Consider the following 18,867-nt stretch of genomic DNA (forward strand, 5'->3'; position numbering starts at 1 on the left):
GGTGCCGCCACTGTGAAGGGGTATTGCCCACGACCGAAAAGGAACCGTCCGATGACCGGACAGAACGCCCACCGCACCGTCACCGCCAACATCACGCTGTCCCTGGACGGCCGCGTCAACGGCCCCGGCGGCGAGTACGACATGAGCTGGATCGTCCCCCACGCCACCACGTCCGCGTCCCGCGACCACATGATGGCGGTCACCGGCACGGCGACCACCGCCCTGCTCGGCCGCAAGAACTTCGAGGGCTTCGCCGGGTTCTGGCCCGCCGTCGCCGACGACGAGAGCGCGGACCCGCGGGACCGGGAGTTCTCCCGCTGGCTCAACGCGGTCGAGAAGGTCGTCTTCTCCACCACGCTCAAGGAGGCCGCCTGGGACAACGCGCGCATCGCCGGCACCGACCCCGTCACGGCGGTCAAGCAACTGCGCGAGCAGGACGGCGGCGACATCGTCGTCCTGGCCAGCGCCAGCGTGATCCGCGGCCTCCTGCAGTCGGGCGAGGTGGACCGGCTGAGCATCACGCTGTGCCCCGAACTCGTCGGCGGCGGCGCCCGGCTGTTCCCCGACGGCCCGTCCGCGTCATGGACGCTGACCTCCAGCCTGGTCACCGAGAGTGGCGCGATCTGCCTCCTCTACGACCGCGCCGAGCGCTGAAACGCCTCGAACCGACATCCAGCCGATCACCAGCGAAGGACACACATGAACAGGGTCTTCAGCGCCCACGCCGTCTCGGTGGACGGCTATATCAGCGGCCGCACCCCCGACGGCGAGGAAGAACTCGGACGCGGGCTCGGTGACGCGCCGACGCTCTTCGACTGGTACTTCGACGGGGACACGCCGAGCCGGGAGTTCGACGGGTTCAAGCTGAGCGAGGCGAGCGTCCGCTTCTTCGACGCCGCTGCGGCACGCGTGGGAGCGGTGGTGGCGGGGCGCGTCACCTACGAGCACTCCGGGCGCTGGGGAGGCGGCGGCCCCCACCCGACGGCGCCGCTCTTCGTCCTCAGCCACGGGACCGTCCCCGGGATCGGCGAGCGGCAGACCCTCGTCACCGGCGGGATCGAGGACGCGGTCGCGGCGGCGCGCGAGGCCGCCGGGGACAAGGACGTCGCCCTCATGGGCGGCGGGGTGCTGACCTCCGCGCTGGAGGCGGGCCTGGTCGACGAGGTGATCCTCCACCAGGTCCCCGTCCTGCTCGGCGGCGGTCACGGCTTCTTCCGCGCGTTCCCCCGGCAGGTGGACCTCCGGCTGCTGGAGGCCGTCCCGGCGCCCGGCGTGACCCACCTCCGCTACGAGGTGGTCCGATGATCCTCGTCACCGGAGGGCTGGGCATGATCGGCGCCCACACCGCCCGCGCGCTCGCCGACCTCGGACACGAGGTCGTGGTCACCTCGCACCGCCGGAGCGAGGTCCCGTCCTTCCTCGCCGGCCGGGTCACCGTGGAACGCCTCGACGTCACCGACCGGGACGCCTTCCTCGCCCTCGCCGACCGCCACGACATCGGCGACATCGTCCACCTCGCCGGCGGCATCCCCGGCGAGGACCCGGTCCGCTACTTCCGCACGGACACGACCGGCCTGCTCAACGCGCTGGACGCCGCCCGCGCCTGGGGCGTCCGCAGGTTCGCCGTCGCGAGCAGCCTCGGCGCGTACGTCGGCCGCTCCGAGATCCCCTGGCGGGAGGAACTCGCGCTCCCCACCACGGATCTGCCGCACCTGATCGTCGCCTTCAAGAAGGCCGTGGAGCCGCTCACCACGCACGCCCTCCAGGGCAGCGGCGTCCAGCCGGTCGTCCTGCGGATCGGGACGATCTGGGGACCGCTCGTCGATCCGGACTCCCCGTTCTTCCACGTCCCGCCGTACATCAACGCGGTGCTCCGCGGCGAGCGGCCGCCACCGCTGCACGCCGACGACGGCGGCGACTGCTGCTACGCACCGGACGCCGGGCGCGCGATCGCCCTCCTCATGACCGCGAAGACGCTGGAGCACGACACCTACAACGTCTCCAGCGGCCGCCCGGTCGCCAACCGCGAGTTCGCGGACGCCCTGGAGGCGATCACGCCCGGCCTGCGGCTCGATCTCCTGCCCGGACGGCGGAACGGCCCCGGCGAGGACCCCTACCTCGACATCGGCCGGCTCACCCGCGACACGGGCTTCACGCCGGAGTTCGACGCCGCGGGAGCGGTCGCCGACTACGTCGCCTGGCGCGCCGGCAACCCCCGCTGACGACGGGTTCCGCCACTGTCCTGGCCCCCCGCCCGCGCGGGACGGGCCAGGTCAGGCGTTGGCGGCGAGGGCGTCGATGGCGGCGACGTCCTCGTCGGTGAGGGCGATGCCCTCCAGGTCGAAGTTGGCGGCGATGTGCTCCCGGCGCGACGACCTGGGAAGGACCACGATGTCGTGCTCCAGGTGCCAGCGGAGGACGACCTGGGCGGGCGTCGCGCCGTGCCGCCGGGCGATCCCGGTGAGGACCGGGTCGCGCAGGTCGGTGTTCTTCAGACCGCTGTAGCCCTCGACCACGACCCCACGGCGCCGGTGCTCCTCCAGCAGGACCGGGTCGTGCTGCGCCGGGCTCCACGAGATCTGGTTGACCGCCGGCCGCCGCCCGGTCGCCTCGGCCAGCCGGTCGATCAGCGCCGGGCTGTGGTTGCTCACCCCGACCTCGCGGGCCAGCCCCGCGTCCTTGGCCTCCAGCAGCGCCTCCCACGTCGGGACGAACTCGTCCCGGCCGGTCGGCCAGTGGATCAGCCAGAGATCCACATAACCGGTGCCGAGCAGGCGGAGGCTCGACTCCAGGGTGCGGCGGGCGTGCGGCGCGTCCTGCGGGCGCAGCTTGGTGGTGACGAAGACCTGCTCCCGGTCCACGCCGCTGTCCTTCACGGCGCGGCCGACGTCCGCCTCGTTGCGGTACAGCGTCGCGGTGTCGACATGCCGGTAGCCGATCTCCAGGGCCGCCCGCACCGACGCGTACGCCGTCCTGGGCCGCAGTTGCCAGGTCCCGAAACCGATCAGCGGCAGCGCGGCGCCGCCGGGCAGATTCACAGTCCGCGTCATGCCTCGTATTCTGCCCATGATCGCCGCCCCTCCAACGATGTCCGTTCGGTCGGCGCTGCGCGTGGACGACCGGCCCGGCGGCACGGTCAGGGAGCCGCGGGCGGACGGCCGCCCCGGTGACCTTACGGACCCGGGTGTCCCGTCTGTCAGATCGTGTGCACGTCTGTACGGGATCGCATGCTGGACAGGCTGACAACAACGATCTTCTTGTGAACACGTGAGCGGTCGAGCGACCGTGGTCTTCGTCGCGGGCTTTGCGCCCAGCTCCCCTACCAGGAGACCCGATGAAGCTGCCTTCGTATGCCGCCGCCGTCGTGACGGCGACCCTGCTCACCTCGCTCCCCGGAACGGCCGGGTCACCGGCGGCCCGGGCGGCCGGCGGCCAGGTGCCCGGCGCCCAGGCCCTGCCGAGCGTGAACATGGAGGCCACCGTCAAGGCCGCCCAGATCGACCCGCGGCGGGCGGACGACACGCTGACTCCGGGCGCGAAGGCCAGCGTGCTCCTCGTCGAGCAGGCACTGCGCGACCGGAACCTGCTTGACGCCGCGTGGGTGGATGGCTACTTCGGCACCACCACGACCGCCGCCTACGCGAAGTACCAGAAGTCGCTCGGTTACACCGGCCTTGCCGCCAACGGGCTGCCGGGCAGGACGTCGCTCGCCAAGCTCGGGACCGGACGTTTCACCGTCGCCGACGTCATCGAGCCGGGAGCCCGCGTGTCCACCGGCGGGGCCGTCGTCAACACCCGGACGCAGAGCATGCTGGCCGAGGCGAAACGGCTGCTCGGCCGCGACCTCGCGCTGGACCAGGGCTCCTACAACCCCGGCGGCGACCCCACGTCCGCGGGCACCCACGACGGCGGAGGCGTCGTCGACGTCTCGGTGCAGGGGATGGACTCCGCCACCCGCACCACGGTCGCCCGCGCGCTGCGCCGTGTCGGCTTCGCCGCATGGGTCCGCAGCCCCTCCCAGGGCGACTGGCCGTGGCACATCCACGCCGCCGCCATCAACGACACCGACCTCTCAAGCCAGGCCCAGCACCAGACCGGTGACTACTACCTCGGCCTGAACGGCCTCTCCGGCCGCGGCCCCGACGACGGCCCGAAGGTGACCATCCGCACCTGGGAGGAGTACCAGCGCAGCTGACCCGTCCCGTCCGTACACCAGGCAACGAGAACAGACAGGCAACGAGAACAGGAACGAGAACAGAAGGAGAGAACGGCATGAACAAGCTCACCAAGGTCCTCACCACCACGGCGACCGGCGCCGTCGCGCTGGGCGGGGTGGCGTCGGTCTTCGTCTCGCCCGCCTCGGCGGCGGCCCGGGACGGCAAGTGCGACAGCGGCGAGTTCTGCTACTACTTCAACAGCGACAACCAGGGCTCGATCTCGGACTTCACCGGCTCGGTCGCCGACTACGGCACCACGCAGCCCTCCTGCTACGACTTCAAGGGCGACGGCAACGGCAAGGGCACCTGCGTCAAGAACAACGCCGCGTCGGTCTGGAACAACAGCGGCAAGACCGTCCGCGTCTACTACAACAGCAACTACGGCGGCAGCTACCAGGACTTCAAGGCCGGCGCCAAGGGCAACCTGAACGCGACCCTCAAGAACCAGAACGCCTCGCACGAGTTCTCTCCGTCGGCGCGCACGAACATGTCCTACGGGCTGTACGCGACGAGCGGCGGGCAGATCACCTGCGGCTTCGACGGCTACACCACCACGCCCGGCCGGCACGAGGGCATCGACATCGCCCGCGGCATCGGCTCCGACGTCCACGCCCTGGTGGCCGGTAAGGTCATCTACATCGCGCGCGGGGCCACCGGGAGTTCGGGGCTGTCCACGATCTCCGTCTACAACAGCTCGCTCGACAAGACGGTGATCTACCTGCACTCCGCTCCGCGGTCCTCGCTGAGCGTGGGGCAGTCGATCAGCCGCGGCCAGGTCATCGCCGACGAGTCGTGGCACGGGGTGTCGTCCAGCTCGTCCGCCCACACCCACGTCGAGATGCGTCTCGGCCAGCAGACGCACGCGGCCAAGAGCGTCAACGACCCGACCCTGGACAACCCGAACCCGACCACGTTCTGGAACTCCCAGGGCTACAACGTCCGATAGAGCGCAGCGGCCTCCACCAGAGGGGAACACGACTGTGTCGACACGAAGCGTGCGGCTGAGCCCGCGGCTCACCGCGACGACCGCCGCGATGGCGCTCGGTGGGGCCGCCCTCATCCCGGCCTCCCCCGCCTCGGCCGCGGCCCGCGACGGCGTCTGCGAGACCGGCGAGTTCTGCTACTACTTCAACAGCGACAACCAGGGCTCGGTCTCGGACTTCACGGGCTCGGTCGCCGACTACGGGACGGCCCAGCCTTCCTGCTACGACTTCAAGGGCCCCGGCAACGGCAAGGGCACGTGCGTCAAGAACGCCGCCGCCTCGGTCTGGAACAACAGCGGCAAGACCGTCCGCGTCTACTACAACAGCAACTACGGCGGCAGCTACCAGGACTTCAAGGCCGGCGCCAAGGGCAACCTGAACGCCACGCTCAAGAACCAGAACGCCTCGCACCAGTTCCTGGGCTCGACGCCACCGCCGACCGGTTGCAAGACCGACGGCACCGACAGCAAGCTCCCTTCCACGATCCTGGTGTACCGAGTGTCACTCGGCCGTGTGGACCGGGTGGCGTTCAAGACCTATGTCAAGGACGTCCTGCCCAACGAGTGGGTGCCGAGCTGGCCCGCGGAGTCCCTGAAGGCCGGTGCGATGGCCGTCAAGGGCTACGGCTGGTACTGGGCGCTGCACTCGACCCGCAAGACGTCTGGCGGCCAGTGCTTCGACGTCTACGACACCACGTCGAGCCAGGTCTACAAGCCCGGCTCCGCCCAGGCGTCGACGAGCGCCGCGGTGGACGCCACGTGGGGCACCCGCATGACCCGCGGCGGAAAGATCCTTGAGGCCCACTACTGCTCCACGACGACGGCGTGCGGCGGCTGGGTCACCGGGGACTGGATGTCGCAGTACGGCTCCCGCGACAAGGCCGACGCGGGCTGGAGCTACTCCAGGATCCTCACCGCCTACTACACCGGGATCGCCCTCTCCTGATCCCCTGACCGTCCTGCCGAGCCCCCCGCCGTGGCCCCTCCGCGGCGGGGGGCTACGGCCCTTCGACGATGATCTGGAAGTTGACCGGCCGGCTTCCGGGGAACGCGACCTTCCCCGTGCCGTCCACCATCTTGAAGCGCACGTAGCATAAGCCCGGCTTCCTCGGCGTGGTGATGTCGGTGCGGACGTCGACCACGTGGCCTGGTTCCGTGTCGGCGATCGGCACTTCGGAGATGGTCTGGCAGTTGTCGGCCTTCTGCGGGAGGTCCAGGCGGCGCAGCGAGTAGCCGTCCCACGGGACCGTTCCGGAGTTCTTGAGCCGCCATACCTTGGTGATGTTCTGGCCGGTGCCGACGCGCGTGCAGTCGGGCAGCGTGATGTCCGCGACGAACTGGGCGGCGTCGCCCTTGTGCCTCGGCGGAGCCGCCGCCGGGTTCGTCGCCTGCACCGGGCAGTCGGCCGGAGACAGCGCGGCCTTCGCCCGGTTGCCGTACTCCTCCAGGGCGTCCTTGCCGGAGTCGCGATCGACCACGATGAGGACCACGGCCCACGTACCGATGACCGCCGCCGTCAGCGCGACCGCACCCGGGCTGCTCAGCCGGAGCCGCCGCCGGCGTTTCGGTGCGGGGAAGGTCGCCTGGACGTCCCCCGCCATCCGTCCGGGCGGTGGTGGCCGGACGGGCCGGGATTCCGAGGTCTCGTCACCCGCCGGGGCCTCTGGCGGCTCGATGGCGATGTGCACCGCCTGGGCGTCCACGGTGCTCACGGCGGAGCCTTCGAGCGCGGCGGACGCGGGCCTCCCGGCGCTCGCCGACCTCACCGCCAGGTTCGCCCGCTCCCAGCGTTCGCGGTACGCGGCCGGGTCCGCGCCGCACGCCTTGACGAACTCGACGGTGGTCCCCCAACTCGGGAGCCGGTTGCCCTTCGTGGCCTCGTGCAACGTCGTGTGCGAGATCGCCCCCGACCTTCCGGACATCTCCCGGAAAGGCGGGTTGCCAACGGATTCCCGCAGTTCCCGCAGAACCGCCGCGAAGTCCTCGATCGCCTCCGCCTGTGCACGCATGTGGTCCACCGGGTGAAGCTAACAGCGCCCACGTCCTCCCCTCAAGCACAGGTTTTTATCGGTTATCTTCCGTTCGGGTCGCCTTTTGAGCTGATCAACATCTGGAGAGGACGCTCATGCCCGCGGACGCAGATCTTCCCCGCCGTAACCTGCTCAGGAGCACCGCCGTCATCATGGACGGACCAGATCGTGGTCCACCACACCGCATCGGCGAACGCCACGGACCACTCGCTGGAGCACGCCCTCGGGCTGTCCCGGACGATCCAGAACTTCCACATGGACACCAACGGCTGGGACGACATCGGTCAGCAGCTCACCATCAGCCGCGGCGGCCACCTCATGGAGGGCCGCAACCGCACCCTTGAGGCCATCGGCGCCGGAACGCACGTCGTCGGGGCCCACACCCTCGGCCAGAACGACCACACCATCGGCATCGAGAACGAGGGCACCTACATGACGGCGGAGCCCACCGGCGCGCTGTGGGCGAAGCTCGTCTCGACCTGTGCGTGGCTGTGCGACGTCTACGGCCTGGAGCCGCACGCGGCGATCGTCGGGCACGGCGACCACAACGCCACCGCCTGCCCCGGCGACGCCCTGTACGCGCTGCTGCCGCGCCTGCGCGACCAGGTCGCCGACAGTCTGGGCGAGCGGTATCCGGCGGAGGTGCCGGGGGCCGTGCCCGGCGGCCTGCCCGGGCCGCGCTTCACCTTCGACCACGGGCCGGCGGTCGGGCCCGGAGACCCCACCCGCTGACCGGGCTTCCCGAAACGTCGCGGACGTGCCGGTTCTCGGCGCGCCGAAAGGAAATGAAAAGTCCTGCCTGGTCCGCCAAGGTAAAGGCCGATGGACGTAATTTTGTCCAGGGCGCTCCACGCGGGTGTTTCGCGTCCCCGCCGTATGCCCATACCTCAATGGTGTCGCCTGAAGCCAGGAGTTGGGCATGAGATCTGGGTTGAATACCGGCGATTCGGCATGGGTGCTCGTCAGCTTCGCCATGGTGCTGCTCATGACGCCGGGACTCGCCCTCTTCTACGGTGGAATGGTCCGGGCGAGGAACCTCGTCAGCGTCCTGTACATGAGCTTCGTCTCGATCGCCGTGGTGACCGTCATCTGGTTCCTCTACGGGTACGGTCTGGCGTTCGGTGACGACGTGGGAGGGGCCGGCCTCATCGGCTGGGGCAGGTGGCAGTTCCTCAAGACCACCCCGTCGGTCCTGAGGGGCGTCATCCCGGAGTACGTGTTCTCGATGTTCCAGCTCGTTTTCGCGATCATCACGCTCGCGCTGATCAGCGGCTCGGTCGCCAACCGCGTCAGGCTCGGGCCCTGGATGGTCTTCGGGCTGGTCTGGGTGACCCTCGTCTACCTCCCGATCGCCCACTGGGTGTTCTCCAAGGGGGGCTGGATCAACCGGTGGGGCGCGCTGGACTTCGCCGGCGGCCTGGTCGTCGAGCTCAACTCCGGCATCGCGGGCCTGGCGCTGGCGCTGGTGCTCGGACCGGGGCTGCGCTTCCGCAGGGAGGGCCCTCCCGAGCCGAAGAACATCCCGCTGGTGATGGCCGGCATGGGGCTGCTGTGGTTCGGCTGGTTCGGCTTCAACGGCGGATCGGCGCTGACGGACGGCGCCCTCGCGGCGAACGCGGTGGTCAACACCATGATGTGCGGGTGCGTCGCGATGCTGGTCTGGATGCTGCTCGAACGGGCGCGGTTCGGCCGGTTCTCCAGGCTGGGCGGCACGACGGGCGCGCTCGCCGGACTGGTGGCCATCACGCCGGCCTGCGGGTACGTCAACCTGCTCGGCGCGACGATCCTCGGCATCGTCGTCGCCGTCGTCTGCACCTACGCCGTCGAGGTCAAGACGTCCGTCGGGTACGACGACACCCTGGACGTCGTGGGCATCCACGGGGCGGGCGGCATCGTCGGCGTGATCCTGATCGGGTTCTTCGCCACCGGCAAGTACGGCAGCCCCACCGCCGGCCTCGCCTACGGCGGCTCGATCTCCCTGCTGGGCAAGCAGATCGTCGCCATCCTCGCCGTCGGCTGCTACAGCTTCGTGCTCACCTACGTCATCGGCAAGGTCGTGGACGTCCTGCTGACCTTCCGCCCGAGCGCCCGCGAGGAGGCCGAGGGCCTCGACACCGAACTGCGCATCGAATGAGGCCCGTCACACGGGAAGGGTTCTGCGCAGGCGGCGAGTCTGGACGACGGCTTCGCCGAGGACGCCCTCGGTGGGGAGTTCGAGCAGGTCGCGCGTCTGCGGCCGCCGTCCCTCTTCGATCGCCGCCGCCATCTCCCGCAGGTCCGCCGCAAGGGTCCGGGCCGTGTGCGCCGGTGGTGCGGGGGCACCTCCGCGAACCCGGACGGAGGCGGCGGTGACGGCGTCCACGAGCCTGTCGAGCCCGCCCAGGACCGGCCACCAGGCGGCGCTCAGGCGGCTGGCGGGCGGAGGTTCGGCCTGGGCCCGCCGCAGTTCGACCCGGACGGCGTTGAGGGTGCGGTGGAGCGCCCGCCGATCACGCGTCCGGCTCTCCCGGGAGCCGGTGAAGGCCTCGTCGAGGTAGTCGGCGAGCGCCTGGAACCCGACGGCGAACCGCCCGCCGAGCCGGATCCGGCGGCTTCCCGGCCAGAGGGCGTAGCCGAAGACCAGCACGATCAGGCAGCCGAGGAGGGTGTCGGACAGCCGGGCCAGCACGAGTTCGTCCGAGGGCTCCGGCGAGACCAGGTCGAACAGGAAGAGCATCAGCGGGGTGACGGCCACCGTTCGCATCGCGTAGGACTTGGCCTTCAGCACCGGGATCAGCCCGCCGAAGAACGCCGCGAGCGGGACGGCGGCCCAGCCGCGGGGCACGACGACCAGCACCAGCAGGGTGGGGACGGCCGCGGCGATCGTGCCGAGCGCCCGCAGCAGGGCCCGGACGAAGACCGAGCCGAAGTCGGGTTTCAGGATCACGGCCACCGTCAGCGGAAGCCAGAGGGAATGCACCGTCGGGAGCCAGAAGTGGTGGAAGACGCCCTCGAGGTCGACGAACGCCGAGGCGATCGCCATGCACAGGGCCAGCCGTAGCCCGTACCGCCAGGCCGCCGCGGAGGTCAGGGCCAGCTGGGCGGCCCGGTACGCCCGGGTCGGCAGGGGCTTGGGCAGGCCGAGCCACTCGGGCTCCTCCAGGGGCGCCTGCGGCAGTCGCCGCCGGGCGTGCTCGACGGGCCGGGCGAACTCGGCCTCGCCCCGGTGCGGCGCGATCTTCGCGTCCCTGTTCCCGGTCCGGACGGCGTTCGCGATCTGCCGCACCGCCGCGGCCAGACCGGGCGGCGCCGGCCGCCGCGACCAGATGAGATCGGTGAGCGTCTCCATCAGGGGCATGGCCGCGTTGAGCATGCCGACGAGCCACCGCGTCTCGTCGCTCCAGTTCTCCACCGTGCGGAGGCGATGGCTCGTCAGGGCGTCCTGTGCGGTGTCCATCGCCGTGCTGAGCGCGAGCCGGGCGTCGCCCGGGTCGGGGAGGGCGTCGATGAGGTCGGCGGCCCTGGCGTACACGGCGGCGACGGCCTGGTGCTCGGGTCCGGGACGGCCTCTCCACAGGCGCCAGCTCAGCAGACTGAGCAGGAAGATGAAGGTCCCGCCCGCGAACTGGCAGAGCGGAGGCAGCCACCACGCTCCGACCGGGGGCAGCCCGCTGCCGATCACGTTCAGGAACAGCAGGCTCAGCCCCGCCCCCGACATCACGTTGCCGATCGAGCTGACCAGGCCGGCGACGAGGGCGACCAGCGTGGTCATCGTCACCGTCCACCAGCCGTGCCCGTGGCCGAGCTGACCGATGATCAGGCCCACCGCACCCGTCAGCTGCGGAACGAGGAGCCCCAGCGCCCTCGACCGGTACGGGCCGGTGCTCGGCCGCATCACCGCCAGCAACATGCCGGCCGCCGCGAGCAACCCGGCGCGGAGCTCGTCCAGGGCCAGCGCCACCGAGACCACTGCGCCGAACGCGACCGCCGTACGGATGGCCTCGGACCAGGGCGGGGGCCCCTTGGAGATCGTGAGCGCCCGGCTCAGCCAGTTCCCCGCGTCGACCCGGGTGGCGCCCGCCATGTCAGATTTTCTGGAACAGGGCGTACAGGAGCGTGAAGACGCCGATGCCCACCCCCAGGGAGACGATCACGTTCACCGCGCCTCTGGCGTACTTCCCCTCTTGGAAGAGGTGGACGGTGTCCAGCTCGAAGGTGCTGAACGTTGTCAGCGCGCCGCAGAAACCCGTGCCGACCAGAGCGTCGGGTTCCGCGCTCGCGGTCACGCCGTGCAGAGCGCCCAGGATCCCCGTGCCGAGGAGGTTGACCGTCAGCGTCCCCCAGGGGAACGCCTTCCCGAACCGGTTCTTGACCAGGGTGTCGAGGACGAAGCGCAGCACGGCGCCGCACGCCCCTCCGATGAGCACCAGCAGGGCGATCATGACGGCGTGCCGGTCTCCGGTCCGGTCGGGCGGTACGGCAGGAGCCTTCCGCCCCAGAGGCCGACGGCGACCGCGATCCACCCGCCCGCCACGCTGACCACCGCGTAGACGGCGCTCAGGTCCCAGGTCCCGGCGCGGCCGAGGGCGTGGACCCCGTCGATGAGGTGGGAGAACGTGGTGAACCCTCCCAGGTAGCCGGTCACCAGCAGCGGCCGGGCGACGGGGTGCGGCCTGCCCTTGAGCAGGTACGACGTCAGGATCCCCATGAACAGGCAGCCCAGCATGTTCACCAGGAGGGTCCCCCAGGGGAATCCGTGCCGGGCTCCGGGCATCGCCTTGATGAGCAGATCACGTGCCAGCGCCCCGACCGCTCCTCCGATCGCGACGTCGAGGAGTGCCCGCGGCCGTATCCCGGGGTGGCGGGGCGGTCCCTTCCTGTGCCGGTCCAGGACGGACGCCTCGGCCACCTCGCGGCGGAGCAGGCGTCCCACCGACCGTCCCGGGTCCCCCATGGCCGGTGTCACCACCTGCGCCGGCCGGGCGCGGGCACACCCAGCAGCAGCCGGCGGACGGCGTCCCAGGCCTGCATCAAGGCGGTCTCGACCTCGGGTGACCGCTCCCCCAGCACGCGCGCCCAGGCGCCCCGGTTCCCCGGCAGGACGCTGGCTCCGGCCCGCAGTCCCGTGCGGGCGAGCACCTCGTGCATCGTGTCGGCCACGGCCTGCGCGGGGCTCTGGCCGGTGACGACGTACAGGGACGCCAGGACCCCGAAGTCGTCCATCACCGCGGGGCCCGTCACCGCCCGTTCCTCCGGAACCAGGTGGAGCGGATCGGCGAACAGGAGCCGTCCCGTGGTGTCGTGCACCTCGACGTCGCTGCAGTACGCCGTGTAGGCGTGCCGCTCCCCGCGGGCGAGGCGGCCGGCCAGCAGGGTCTCGCCCACCAGGACGGTGGAGTCGGGGTGGGCGTTCAGGGCGATGTGCTGGTAGAAGCGGGTTCCGCCGAACGGGATCGTCGTGTCCGGCAGGTACTCCAGGTAGCCGCCAGGGCCCACGGCGAGACCGACGAGCTGCGTGGCGTAGTCCTGTTCCATCCGGTAGAGCCGGGTGGCGCCCTGGGTGGTCACGTGCACGGACGCGCCCGCGCCGCAGGAGACGTCGACGCGGTAGCGGTCGCCCTGGAGGACTCCGCCTCCCGACGACATGAGCATGACGTACGGCAGGTCCGGCGCCGCGGGATCGGGGTAGAGGGGCCGCGTGATGTGCAGCGGCGCCTTCTGGTAGTGGCCGGTCAGCTCCGTCCGGTCGCCGATCAGCTCGAACTCCAGGTCGAGTATCCCGACCTTGCCGGGGCTGCCGACCGGGAGCATGTCCACGGCGCAGGCGTGCCGCCGCACGGGCTCGGGGACCCACCGGGGAAGGTACCGCTCGGGCGAGAGGCGGTCGGTCGCCCCTGCACCGCCCACCGTGCCTACACCGGCGAGGTACACGCCGCTCCCGCCCGCGCCTCGATGAAGTCGACGACCTCCGCGACGCCGGTGCCGAGGAGGCAGTCGGTCAGCGCGACCGGGCCCTCGCCGCGCACCGCCCGCGCGTCGCGTTCCATGACCGCCAGGTCGGTGCGGACGTACGGGGCGATGTCGATCTTGTTGATGACCAGCAGGTCGGAGTCGGTGGTGCCGGGGCCGCGCTTGCGCGGCATCTTCTCGCCCTCGGCGGTGTCCAGGACGAAGATGTACACGTCGGCCAGCGCCGGGCTGAACGTGAGCGTGAGGTTGTCGCCGCCGCTCTCGAACAGCAGGAGGTCGAGCTCGGGAAAGCGGTCGAGCATCTCGGCCGCCGCCGCCAGGTTCATGGTCGGGTCGTCGCGGACGGCGGTGTGCGGGCACGCGCCCGTCTCGACCCCCACGATCCGCTCGGGGTCGAGCGTCCCGGCCAGGGTGCGGCGGACGTGCTCGGCGTCCTCCTGGGTGTAGATGTCATTGGTGATCACGCCGACCTGGTGCCCCAGCGTCTGCAACCGCGGCACCAGCGCCTCGACCAGCGCCGTCTTGCCGCTTCCGACCGGGCCGCCGATGCCCACCTTGAAGACCTTCTCCAGCTCCATCCCGCCTCCTTCGTGTCAACGGATCAGGTGACGAACAGGCGGGCGTCCGCCCGCTCGTGCGCGGCCGCGACGACGTCGGCGACGGGCACCGAGCCGTGCAGCTCCCGCGGGTCGCGGACGGCGAGCGCCGCCCGTGCGACCCGTGCGAGATCCGGGCGGATCTCGCACAGCAGCCGCTGGGCGCGGCGGAAGTCGGTGCGGGCCAGCCGCACCGCCGACGCCGCCCAGCTCGCGGCGAAGGCGTACAGGTCGGCCGCGACCGCGTGCGCCGCGGACACGCCGAGCCCCGCGTAGAGCGCGCCCACCACGACCGCGTGGTTGCCCGGCGCGGCCTTGTCCGCCACCAGCTCCGCCAGCCGGGCGCCCTCGGGCACCGGGAAGGCGAAGGCCGCCGTGTCCAGGACCTGCCGGCCGGTCCGGGTCGAGGCGTTGCGCTGCTCGCGGTTGAGCTTGATCGCGTGCAGCCGCCGGTCGACGTGGACCAGCCCGTCCCAGTCGGCCTCGCCCGCCGCGCGGTGCGCCAGTGCCAGGGCGGCCGCGTCCGCGGGGCCCACCGCGTTGTACAGCAGGTCGGTCAGCAGCTCGCGCAGGTTCTCCGGCCCGGTGATCTGGAGCTGGACGTACCCCTCCAGCCCGTGCGACAGCGTGTACATCCCGCTCGGGAAGCCGGAGTCGGTGAGCTGGAGCTGGGCCAGCAGAGAGTCCAGGTCGGCGGTGTCCGGACGTGCGCTCATGCCAGGAAGAACAGCCGGTTCAGCGGCAGCTTCGTGGCCGGTTCGATGTGCGCGGGCTCCCCGTCCACGGTCACCTTGTAGGTCTCCGGATCGACCTTGATCTCGGCGAGCGTCGAGTTGTGGAGCATGTGGCGCTTGTCGACGGTCCGGCACTGGCGCACCGGCCGGATCAGCCGCTTCAGTTCGAGCCGTTCGGGCACGCCCGCCTCGATCGCGGCCCCGGACATGAAGGTCGCGCAGGTGCTCGACAGCGCCCTGCCGAAGGCCCCGTACGTGGGCCGGTAGTAGACGGGCTGCGGCGTCGGCAGGGACGCGTTCGGGTCGCCCATCTGCGCCCAGTTCACCATCCCGCCCTTGATGACCATGGAGGGCTTGGCGCCGAAGGAGTGGATCGGCCACAGCACGATGTCGGCGAGCCTGCCGTCCTCCAGGGAGCCGATCGTGTCCGCTATCCCGGAGGCGCGGGCCGGATTGATGGTCAGCTTGGCCAGGTAGCGCAGCACCCGGAAGTTGTCGTTGCGGGACGAGTCCTCGGGCAGCGCGCCCCTCTTGTCCTTGTTGTGGTGGGCCACCTGGAAGGCGCGGGTGAACGACTCGCCCACCCGGCCCATCGCCTGGGAGTCCGAACCGATGATGCTGATGACGCCGAGGTCGTGCAGCACCGTCTCAGCCGAGATCGTCTCGGCGCGGACCCGGCTGTCGGCGAACGCCACGTCCTCGGGCACGTCGTAGCTGAGGTGGTGGCAGACCATCGTCATGTCCAGCAGTTCGTCCACCGAGTTGGCGGTGTAGGGCAGCGTCGGGTTCGTGGAGGCCGGGAGCACGTTGGGCTCGCCGGTCACCCGCAGGATGTCGGGGGCGTGCCCGCCGCCCGCGCCCTCGGAGTGGTAGGTGTGGATCGCGCGGCCGTTGATCGCGTTGATGGTGTCCTCGACGAAGCCGGCCTCGTTCAGCGTGTCGGTGTGGATGTTGATCTGGATGTCCAGCTCGTCGGCCACCGACAGCGCGCAGTCGATGACGGCCGGGGTGGCACCCCAGTCCTCGTGCACCTTCAGCCCCGCGGCGCCGGCGACGATCTGCTCCTCCAGCGGGCCCGGCAGGCTGCTGTTGCCCTTGCCGTAGACGGCGATGTTGATCGGGATGTCCTCGTAGGCCTGCAGGATGCGGGAGATGTTCCACGGGCCGGGGGTGGTGGTGCAGCCGCGGCTGCCGTCCGCCGGCCCGGTGCCGCCGCCGACCAGGGTGGTGATCCCGTTGCTCAGCGCGTGCTGGGCCTGCTGGGGAGTGATGAAGTGGACATGGGTGTCGATCGCCCCGGGCGTGGCGATGAGGTTCTCGCCGGACACCACCTCGGTGGTCGCGCTGATGATCAGCCGCCGGTCGACGCCGTTCTGGGTGTGCGGGTTGCCCGACTTGCCGATCCCGGCGATCTTCCCGTCCTTGATGCCGATGTCGCCCTTGACGACGCCCAGCATCGGATCGAGGATCACCGCGTTCGTGATCACCATGTCCAGGGCGACCGACCGTCCCGAGGCCGGGTCGGCCGACATGCCGTCGCGGGCGGTCTTGCCGCCGCCGTACTGGGCCTCGTCCCCGTAGTGCCCCTCGGTGTGGTCCTTCTCCACCTCGACGACGAGGTTGGTGTCCCCGAGGCGGAGCCGGTCGCCCACCGTCGGGCCGTACATGGACGCGTACTGCTGACGGCTCATCGTGGTCATGGCGGCTCAGCCCTTCTTCCCGGAGCGTGCTGACTTCGTCTTCCTGGACGGCTTCTTCGGCGGCTCGACCGGCTCGTCGAGATAGCCGCGCTTGTGCATCCGCCGCAGCGCCGTGCGGTGCGCCTCGGCGGACCGGACGCTCCCGTTGAGCAGGCCGCCGAACCCCACCAGCCGCAGCCCGCCGCCGTATTCGACCAGGGTCACCTCCTTGGTGTCTCCGGGCTCGAACCGGACCGCGGTTCCCGACGGGATGTCCAGCCGTTTCCCGAACGCCTTGTCGCGTTCGAATTTCAGCGCCCGATTGGTCTCGAAGAAATGGAAGTGCGAGCCGACCTGGACGGCACGGTCGCCCGTGTTCTGCACCAGGATGGTCTCCCTGGGCTGACCGGCGTTCAGTTCGATATCGCCCTCGCCGTACATGTAAACGTCATCCGACATGGGATTCCTCCCCTTTCATGTCCGCCATCACCCGACGTGGAATTTCCTGGAGGTGACCGTGATCCTGCTCATGGCCTTGCTCGTGGGCGTGGCCGTGCCCGTGCCCGTGGGCGGTGGGCGCCAGCCCGTCGTCGCCGTCCCGGCTCCACCGGCGTTCCGCTTCGGCCGCCCGCCGGCGGATCAGCGCGGCGAGTGAGGCCGCCCCCAGAAGCGGGCCCGCGGTGCGGGCATCGGCCCGCCGGGGCGCCGGAACGAAGGAGGCGGGCACCAGGACGACGTCGTCCGCCCCCAGGCGCCGGCAGCGCTCGACGCCCTCGTCCACGTCCGGCTCCCCGCCCGACAGCGCCACCTCCACCCAGCGGATGGGCGTGTACTGCCAGACCAGCCGCGCCACCCTGAACAGGTCGGCGTCCGGCTCGGGCCCGGCGGCGGGCGCCACCAGCAGGACCGCCCGCTCCCCCGGCAGGTCGCGCAGCGTCCGGGTCACCGCGCCTCTGATCCAGCCGACCAGGTGCTCCGTCGTGCCCAGCGGCCCGGCCAGCAGCAGGTCTCCCGGCTCCCGGTCCCGGGCCGCCCATCTCAGGGTCTGCGCGGTGACGACCGGCAGGTCCGGGTCGCGCCCGAGCGTCATCGGCACCGCCACGAGCCGGTGCCGCGGACGCAGGGCCGACTGCAGGTCCCGTCCTGGAGCATGGACGGGCGCGCCCCCGGATCCGATCAGCTCCGGAAGGCACCCGCCCTGCCGGCTCTCGTGCCCGCCGACCAGGACGACCCGCCGGCCGCCGGACACTATTTGCCGCCGACCGGGTCGTGGCAGGAGACCAGCTTGGTGCCGTCGTCGAAGGCGGCCTCGATCTGGATGAGCGTCAGCATCGCGCGCACGCCGGGCAGCACGTCGCCGGGCCCCACGATCTGCTTGCCGAGCTGCATGCACTCGGCGACGGTCCTGCCGTCCCGGGCCGCCTCCACGATCGCCGAGCTGATCAGCGCCACCGTCTCGGCGTAGTTCAGTTTCAGGCCCCTGTCCCGGCGCTGCTGCGCCATCTGGGCGGCGGTGAAGAGGACCAGCTTGTCCATCTCCCGCGGAGTGAGGTTCATCGGTTGTCCTTTCCGCGCCCGGTTGCCACCGAGGTCACCCAGCGCGCTCGATCTTGTTGAGCAACGGGACGGCGGCGAGGAACACCCAGGTCACCAGGACGAACGGCCAGGTGAGGGTGTGGCCTCCGACCACCTCGAACAGGGTGCCGATTCCGGCCGTCACGCCCGCCGCCGCCACCGTGCCGATCACGGCGTAGACGGCGCTCACCCAGGTGACCGCGACGAACGTGCCGAACAGCGCGAGCCCGGTCAGCACGGAGTTGTAGCCGTACAGGCCGGCCCCGAGGTCCGCGGCCTGCGCACCCAGCGCCCAGCCGGTGAGCAGGCCGATCAGGCTGGAGACCAGGGCCACCAGCCCCGTCACCCATCCGGCGATGACCAGGCCGGCCAGGAAGATCAGCCCGACGTACCACTGGTCCTGGAAGAACACCTGGCCGACGCCGTTGAAGATGCCCTTCCAGAAGTAGGTCCACGTCATCGCCGTGCCGGGAGCGGTCGCGGACGGCGGGGCCGTGCCCGCGTGCTCCGCCCACACCCTGTCGAAGGACGGCCCGCCGATCACCATGACGGAGGTGATCACGCAGAAGGGCGCGGTGAACGTGGGCAGGTCGTACGGGGCGAGGATCACCCTCAGCGCCGAGGTGAGCACGCTGCCGGCGATCGCGCCGCCGACGACGAGCAGGACCGTCATCCACCGGGCGTCCAGATAGAGCACCAGGCTGACCCCGATCAGGGTGCCGCAGAAGCCCTCCAGCCCCAGCGAGATCCGGTCCCGCCAGGAGACGCCGAACAGGTGGGCGGTGAGCGTGGCGGCCACCGTCCCCAGCAGCCCGAAGACGCCGAACTGCCAGCCGCCCACGAACAAGGCCGCGAGGAAGACCAGACCGGTCCAGTGGTTCGCCTGGAAATCGACCTGGGCGATGCCCTTCGGAATGGTGAGAAGATGGTCGAGAACCCGCCGCCGCTGCCGATCCACCGTCGGTTCCGACGGATCGGGCGGCGCGGGTGCCGAGGACAATTGCCGACTCCTTTAATGACACGCAGGCACGTGCGTACGCAGACTCTTCGTACGCCTGACCTGATGCCCGATGCCTCGATCAACTAGCTCAAGGGAGTTCACGCT

General features: G+C 70.9%; 21 protein-coding genes. 8 read left to right on the forward strand and 13 right to left on the reverse strand.

The annotated features are described in order from the left end of the window. Positions 1-51: 51 nt before the first annotated feature. From BJ999_RS33045 to BJ999_RS33055, 3 genes are read left to right on the forward strand one after another with little or no spacing between them, the layout of a single operon-like run. Positions 52-654: a dihydrofolate reductase family protein gene (locus tag BJ999_RS33045; protein ID WP_179836886.1), complete on the forward strand. Its 603-nt coding sequence runs from the start codon at positions 52-54 to the stop codon at positions 652-654. Positions 655-699: 45 nt separating this feature from the next. Beyond that, entirely contained in the window at positions 700-1,305 is a 606-nt protein-coding gene (locus BJ999_RS33050) for a dihydrofolate reductase family protein (protein ID WP_179836887.1), read from the forward strand. Beyond that, entirely contained in the window at positions 1,302-2,222 is a 921-nt protein-coding gene (locus tag BJ999_RS33055; RefSeq protein ID WP_179836888.1) for an NAD-dependent epimerase/dehydratase family protein, read from the forward strand. Before BJ999_RS33050 ends, BJ999_RS33055 begins: the two co-directional genes overlap by 4 nt. Before the next feature lie 51 nt (positions 2,223-2,273). Here BJ999_RS33055 and BJ999_RS33060 read toward each other — a convergent pair whose 3' ends face one another. Then, positions 2,274-3,050, reverse strand: a complete 777-nt coding sequence (locus BJ999_RS33060) for an aldo/keto reductase (protein WP_179836889.1) — start codon at positions 3,048-3,050, stop codon at positions 2,274-2,276. A 284-nt stretch (positions 3,051-3,334) separates the two neighbouring features. On the opposite strand from BJ999_RS33060, the gene BJ999_RS33065 reads away from it, so the two are divergent. The 3 genes from BJ999_RS33065 to BJ999_RS33075 all read left to right on the forward strand — a co-directional run bounded on the left by BJ999_RS33065 (position 3,335) and on the right by BJ999_RS33075 (position 6,145). Continuing rightward, positions 3,335-4,195 (forward strand): peptidoglycan-binding domain-containing protein, encoded by an 861-nt coding sequence (locus BJ999_RS33065; RefSeq protein ID WP_179836890.1) that lies wholly within the window; start codon positions 3,335-3,337, stop codon positions 4,193-4,195. A gap of 77 nt (positions 4,196-4,272) precedes the next feature. Further along, positions 4,273-5,163 (forward strand): peptidase inhibitor family I36 protein, encoded by an 891-nt coding sequence (locus tag BJ999_RS33070; RefSeq protein WP_179836891.1) that lies wholly within the window; start codon positions 4,273-4,275, stop codon positions 5,161-5,163. 34 nt (positions 5,164-5,197) lie between these two features. Beyond that, positions 5,198-6,145 (forward strand): peptidase inhibitor family I36 protein, encoded by a 948-nt coding sequence (locus BJ999_RS33075; protein ID WP_179836892.1) that lies wholly within the window; start codon positions 5,198-5,200, stop codon positions 6,143-6,145. A gap of 52 nt (positions 6,146-6,197) precedes the next feature. Here BJ999_RS33075 and BJ999_RS33080 read toward each other — a convergent pair whose 3' ends face one another. Next, positions 6,198-7,208 carry an NBR1-Ig-like domain-containing protein gene (locus BJ999_RS33080; RefSeq protein ID WP_229810540.1) on the reverse strand — a complete coding sequence of 337 codons (1,011 nt, stop codon included), beginning with the start codon at positions 7,206-7,208 and terminating at the stop codon, positions 6,198-6,200. 189 nt (positions 7,209-7,397) lie between these two features. On the opposite strand from BJ999_RS33080, the gene BJ999_RS33085 reads away from it, so the two are divergent. Together BJ999_RS33085 and BJ999_RS33090 are read left to right on the forward strand one after the other, a co-directional pair. Then, positions 7,398-7,961: a peptidoglycan recognition protein family protein gene (locus BJ999_RS33085; protein WP_373292821.1), complete on the forward strand. Its 564-nt coding sequence runs from the start codon at positions 7,398-7,400 to the stop codon at positions 7,959-7,961. A gap of 187 nt (positions 7,962-8,148) precedes the next feature. Beyond that, on the forward strand, positions 8,149-9,363 hold the full coding sequence (locus tag BJ999_RS33090; RefSeq protein ID WP_179836894.1) for an ammonium transporter: 1,215 nt from the start codon (positions 8,149-8,151) through the stop codon (positions 9,361-9,363). 6 nt (positions 9,364-9,369) lie between these two features. Here the strand turns inward: BJ999_RS33090 and BJ999_RS33095 are convergent, their stop codons facing one another. The 11 genes from BJ999_RS33095 to BJ999_RS33145 are packed head-to-tail and all read right to left on the reverse strand — an operon-like array spanning position 9,370 to position 18,762. Next, a complete protein-coding gene (locus BJ999_RS33095; protein ID WP_179836895.1) occupies positions 9,370-11,292 on the reverse strand; it encodes an FUSC family protein in 1,923 nt (640 codons plus the stop codon). A 1-nt stretch (position 11,293) separates the two neighbouring features. Next, entirely contained in the window at positions 11,294-11,650 is a 357-nt protein-coding gene (gene crcB / locus BJ999_RS33100; protein ID WP_179836896.1) for a fluoride efflux transporter CrcB, read from the reverse strand. Beyond that, a complete protein-coding gene (locus BJ999_RS33105; RefSeq protein WP_179836897.1) occupies positions 11,647-12,162 on the reverse strand; it encodes a fluoride efflux transporter FluC in 516 nt (171 codons plus the stop codon). Before BJ999_RS33105 ends, crcB begins: the two co-directional genes overlap by 4 nt. Positions 12,163-12,170: 8 nt before the next feature. Beyond that, the gene (locus tag BJ999_RS33110) at positions 12,171-13,115 is read right to left on the reverse strand and encodes an urease accessory protein UreD (RefSeq protein ID WP_229810534.1); all 945 of its coding nucleotides are present in this window, start codon (positions 13,113-13,115) and stop codon (positions 12,171-12,173) included. A gap of 5 nt (positions 13,116-13,120) precedes the next feature. Then, entirely contained in the window at positions 13,121-13,756 is a 636-nt protein-coding gene (gene ureG, locus BJ999_RS33115) for an urease accessory protein UreG (protein ID WP_179836898.1), read from the reverse strand. Positions 13,757-13,779: 23 nt separating this feature from the next. Further along, positions 13,780-14,490, reverse strand: coding sequence for an urease accessory protein UreF (locus BJ999_RS33120; RefSeq protein ID WP_179836899.1), 711 nt, complete (start codon positions 14,488-14,490; stop codon positions 13,780-13,782). Then, positions 14,487-16,208 (reverse strand): urease subunit alpha, encoded by a 1,722-nt coding sequence (gene ureC / locus BJ999_RS33125; protein WP_179836900.1) that lies wholly within the window; start codon positions 16,206-16,208, stop codon positions 14,487-14,489. Before ureC ends, BJ999_RS33120 begins: the two co-directional genes overlap by 4 nt. Positions 16,209-16,214: 6 nt before the next feature. Further along, positions 16,215-16,646 carry an urease subunit beta gene (ureB, locus tag BJ999_RS33130; RefSeq protein ID WP_179836901.1) on the reverse strand — a complete coding sequence of 144 codons (432 nt, stop codon included), beginning with the start codon at positions 16,644-16,646 and terminating at the stop codon, positions 16,215-16,217. Continuing rightward, positions 16,636-17,436 (reverse strand): sirohydrochlorin chelatase, encoded by an 801-nt coding sequence (locus tag BJ999_RS33135; RefSeq protein ID WP_179836902.1) that lies wholly within the window; start codon positions 17,434-17,436, stop codon positions 16,636-16,638. Before BJ999_RS33135 ends, ureB begins: the two co-directional genes overlap by 11 nt. Continuing rightward, positions 17,436-17,744, reverse strand: coding sequence for an urease subunit gamma (locus BJ999_RS33140; protein WP_179836903.1), 309 nt, complete (start codon positions 17,742-17,744; stop codon positions 17,436-17,438). The genes BJ999_RS33135 and BJ999_RS33140 overlap by 1 nt, the downstream gene beginning before the upstream one ends. A gap of 34 nt (positions 17,745-17,778) precedes the next feature. Beyond that, positions 17,779-18,762 carry an urea transporter gene (locus tag BJ999_RS33145; RefSeq protein WP_218935344.1) on the reverse strand — a complete coding sequence of 328 codons (984 nt, stop codon included), beginning with the start codon at positions 18,760-18,762 and terminating at the stop codon, positions 17,779-17,781. Between the last annotated feature and the right edge of the window lie 105 nt (positions 18,763-18,867).

The organism is Actinomadura citrea (assembly GCF_013409045.1).
Taxonomy (GTDB): Bacteria; Actinomycetota; Actinomycetes; order Streptosporangiales; family Streptosporangiaceae; genus Spirillospora; species Spirillospora citrea.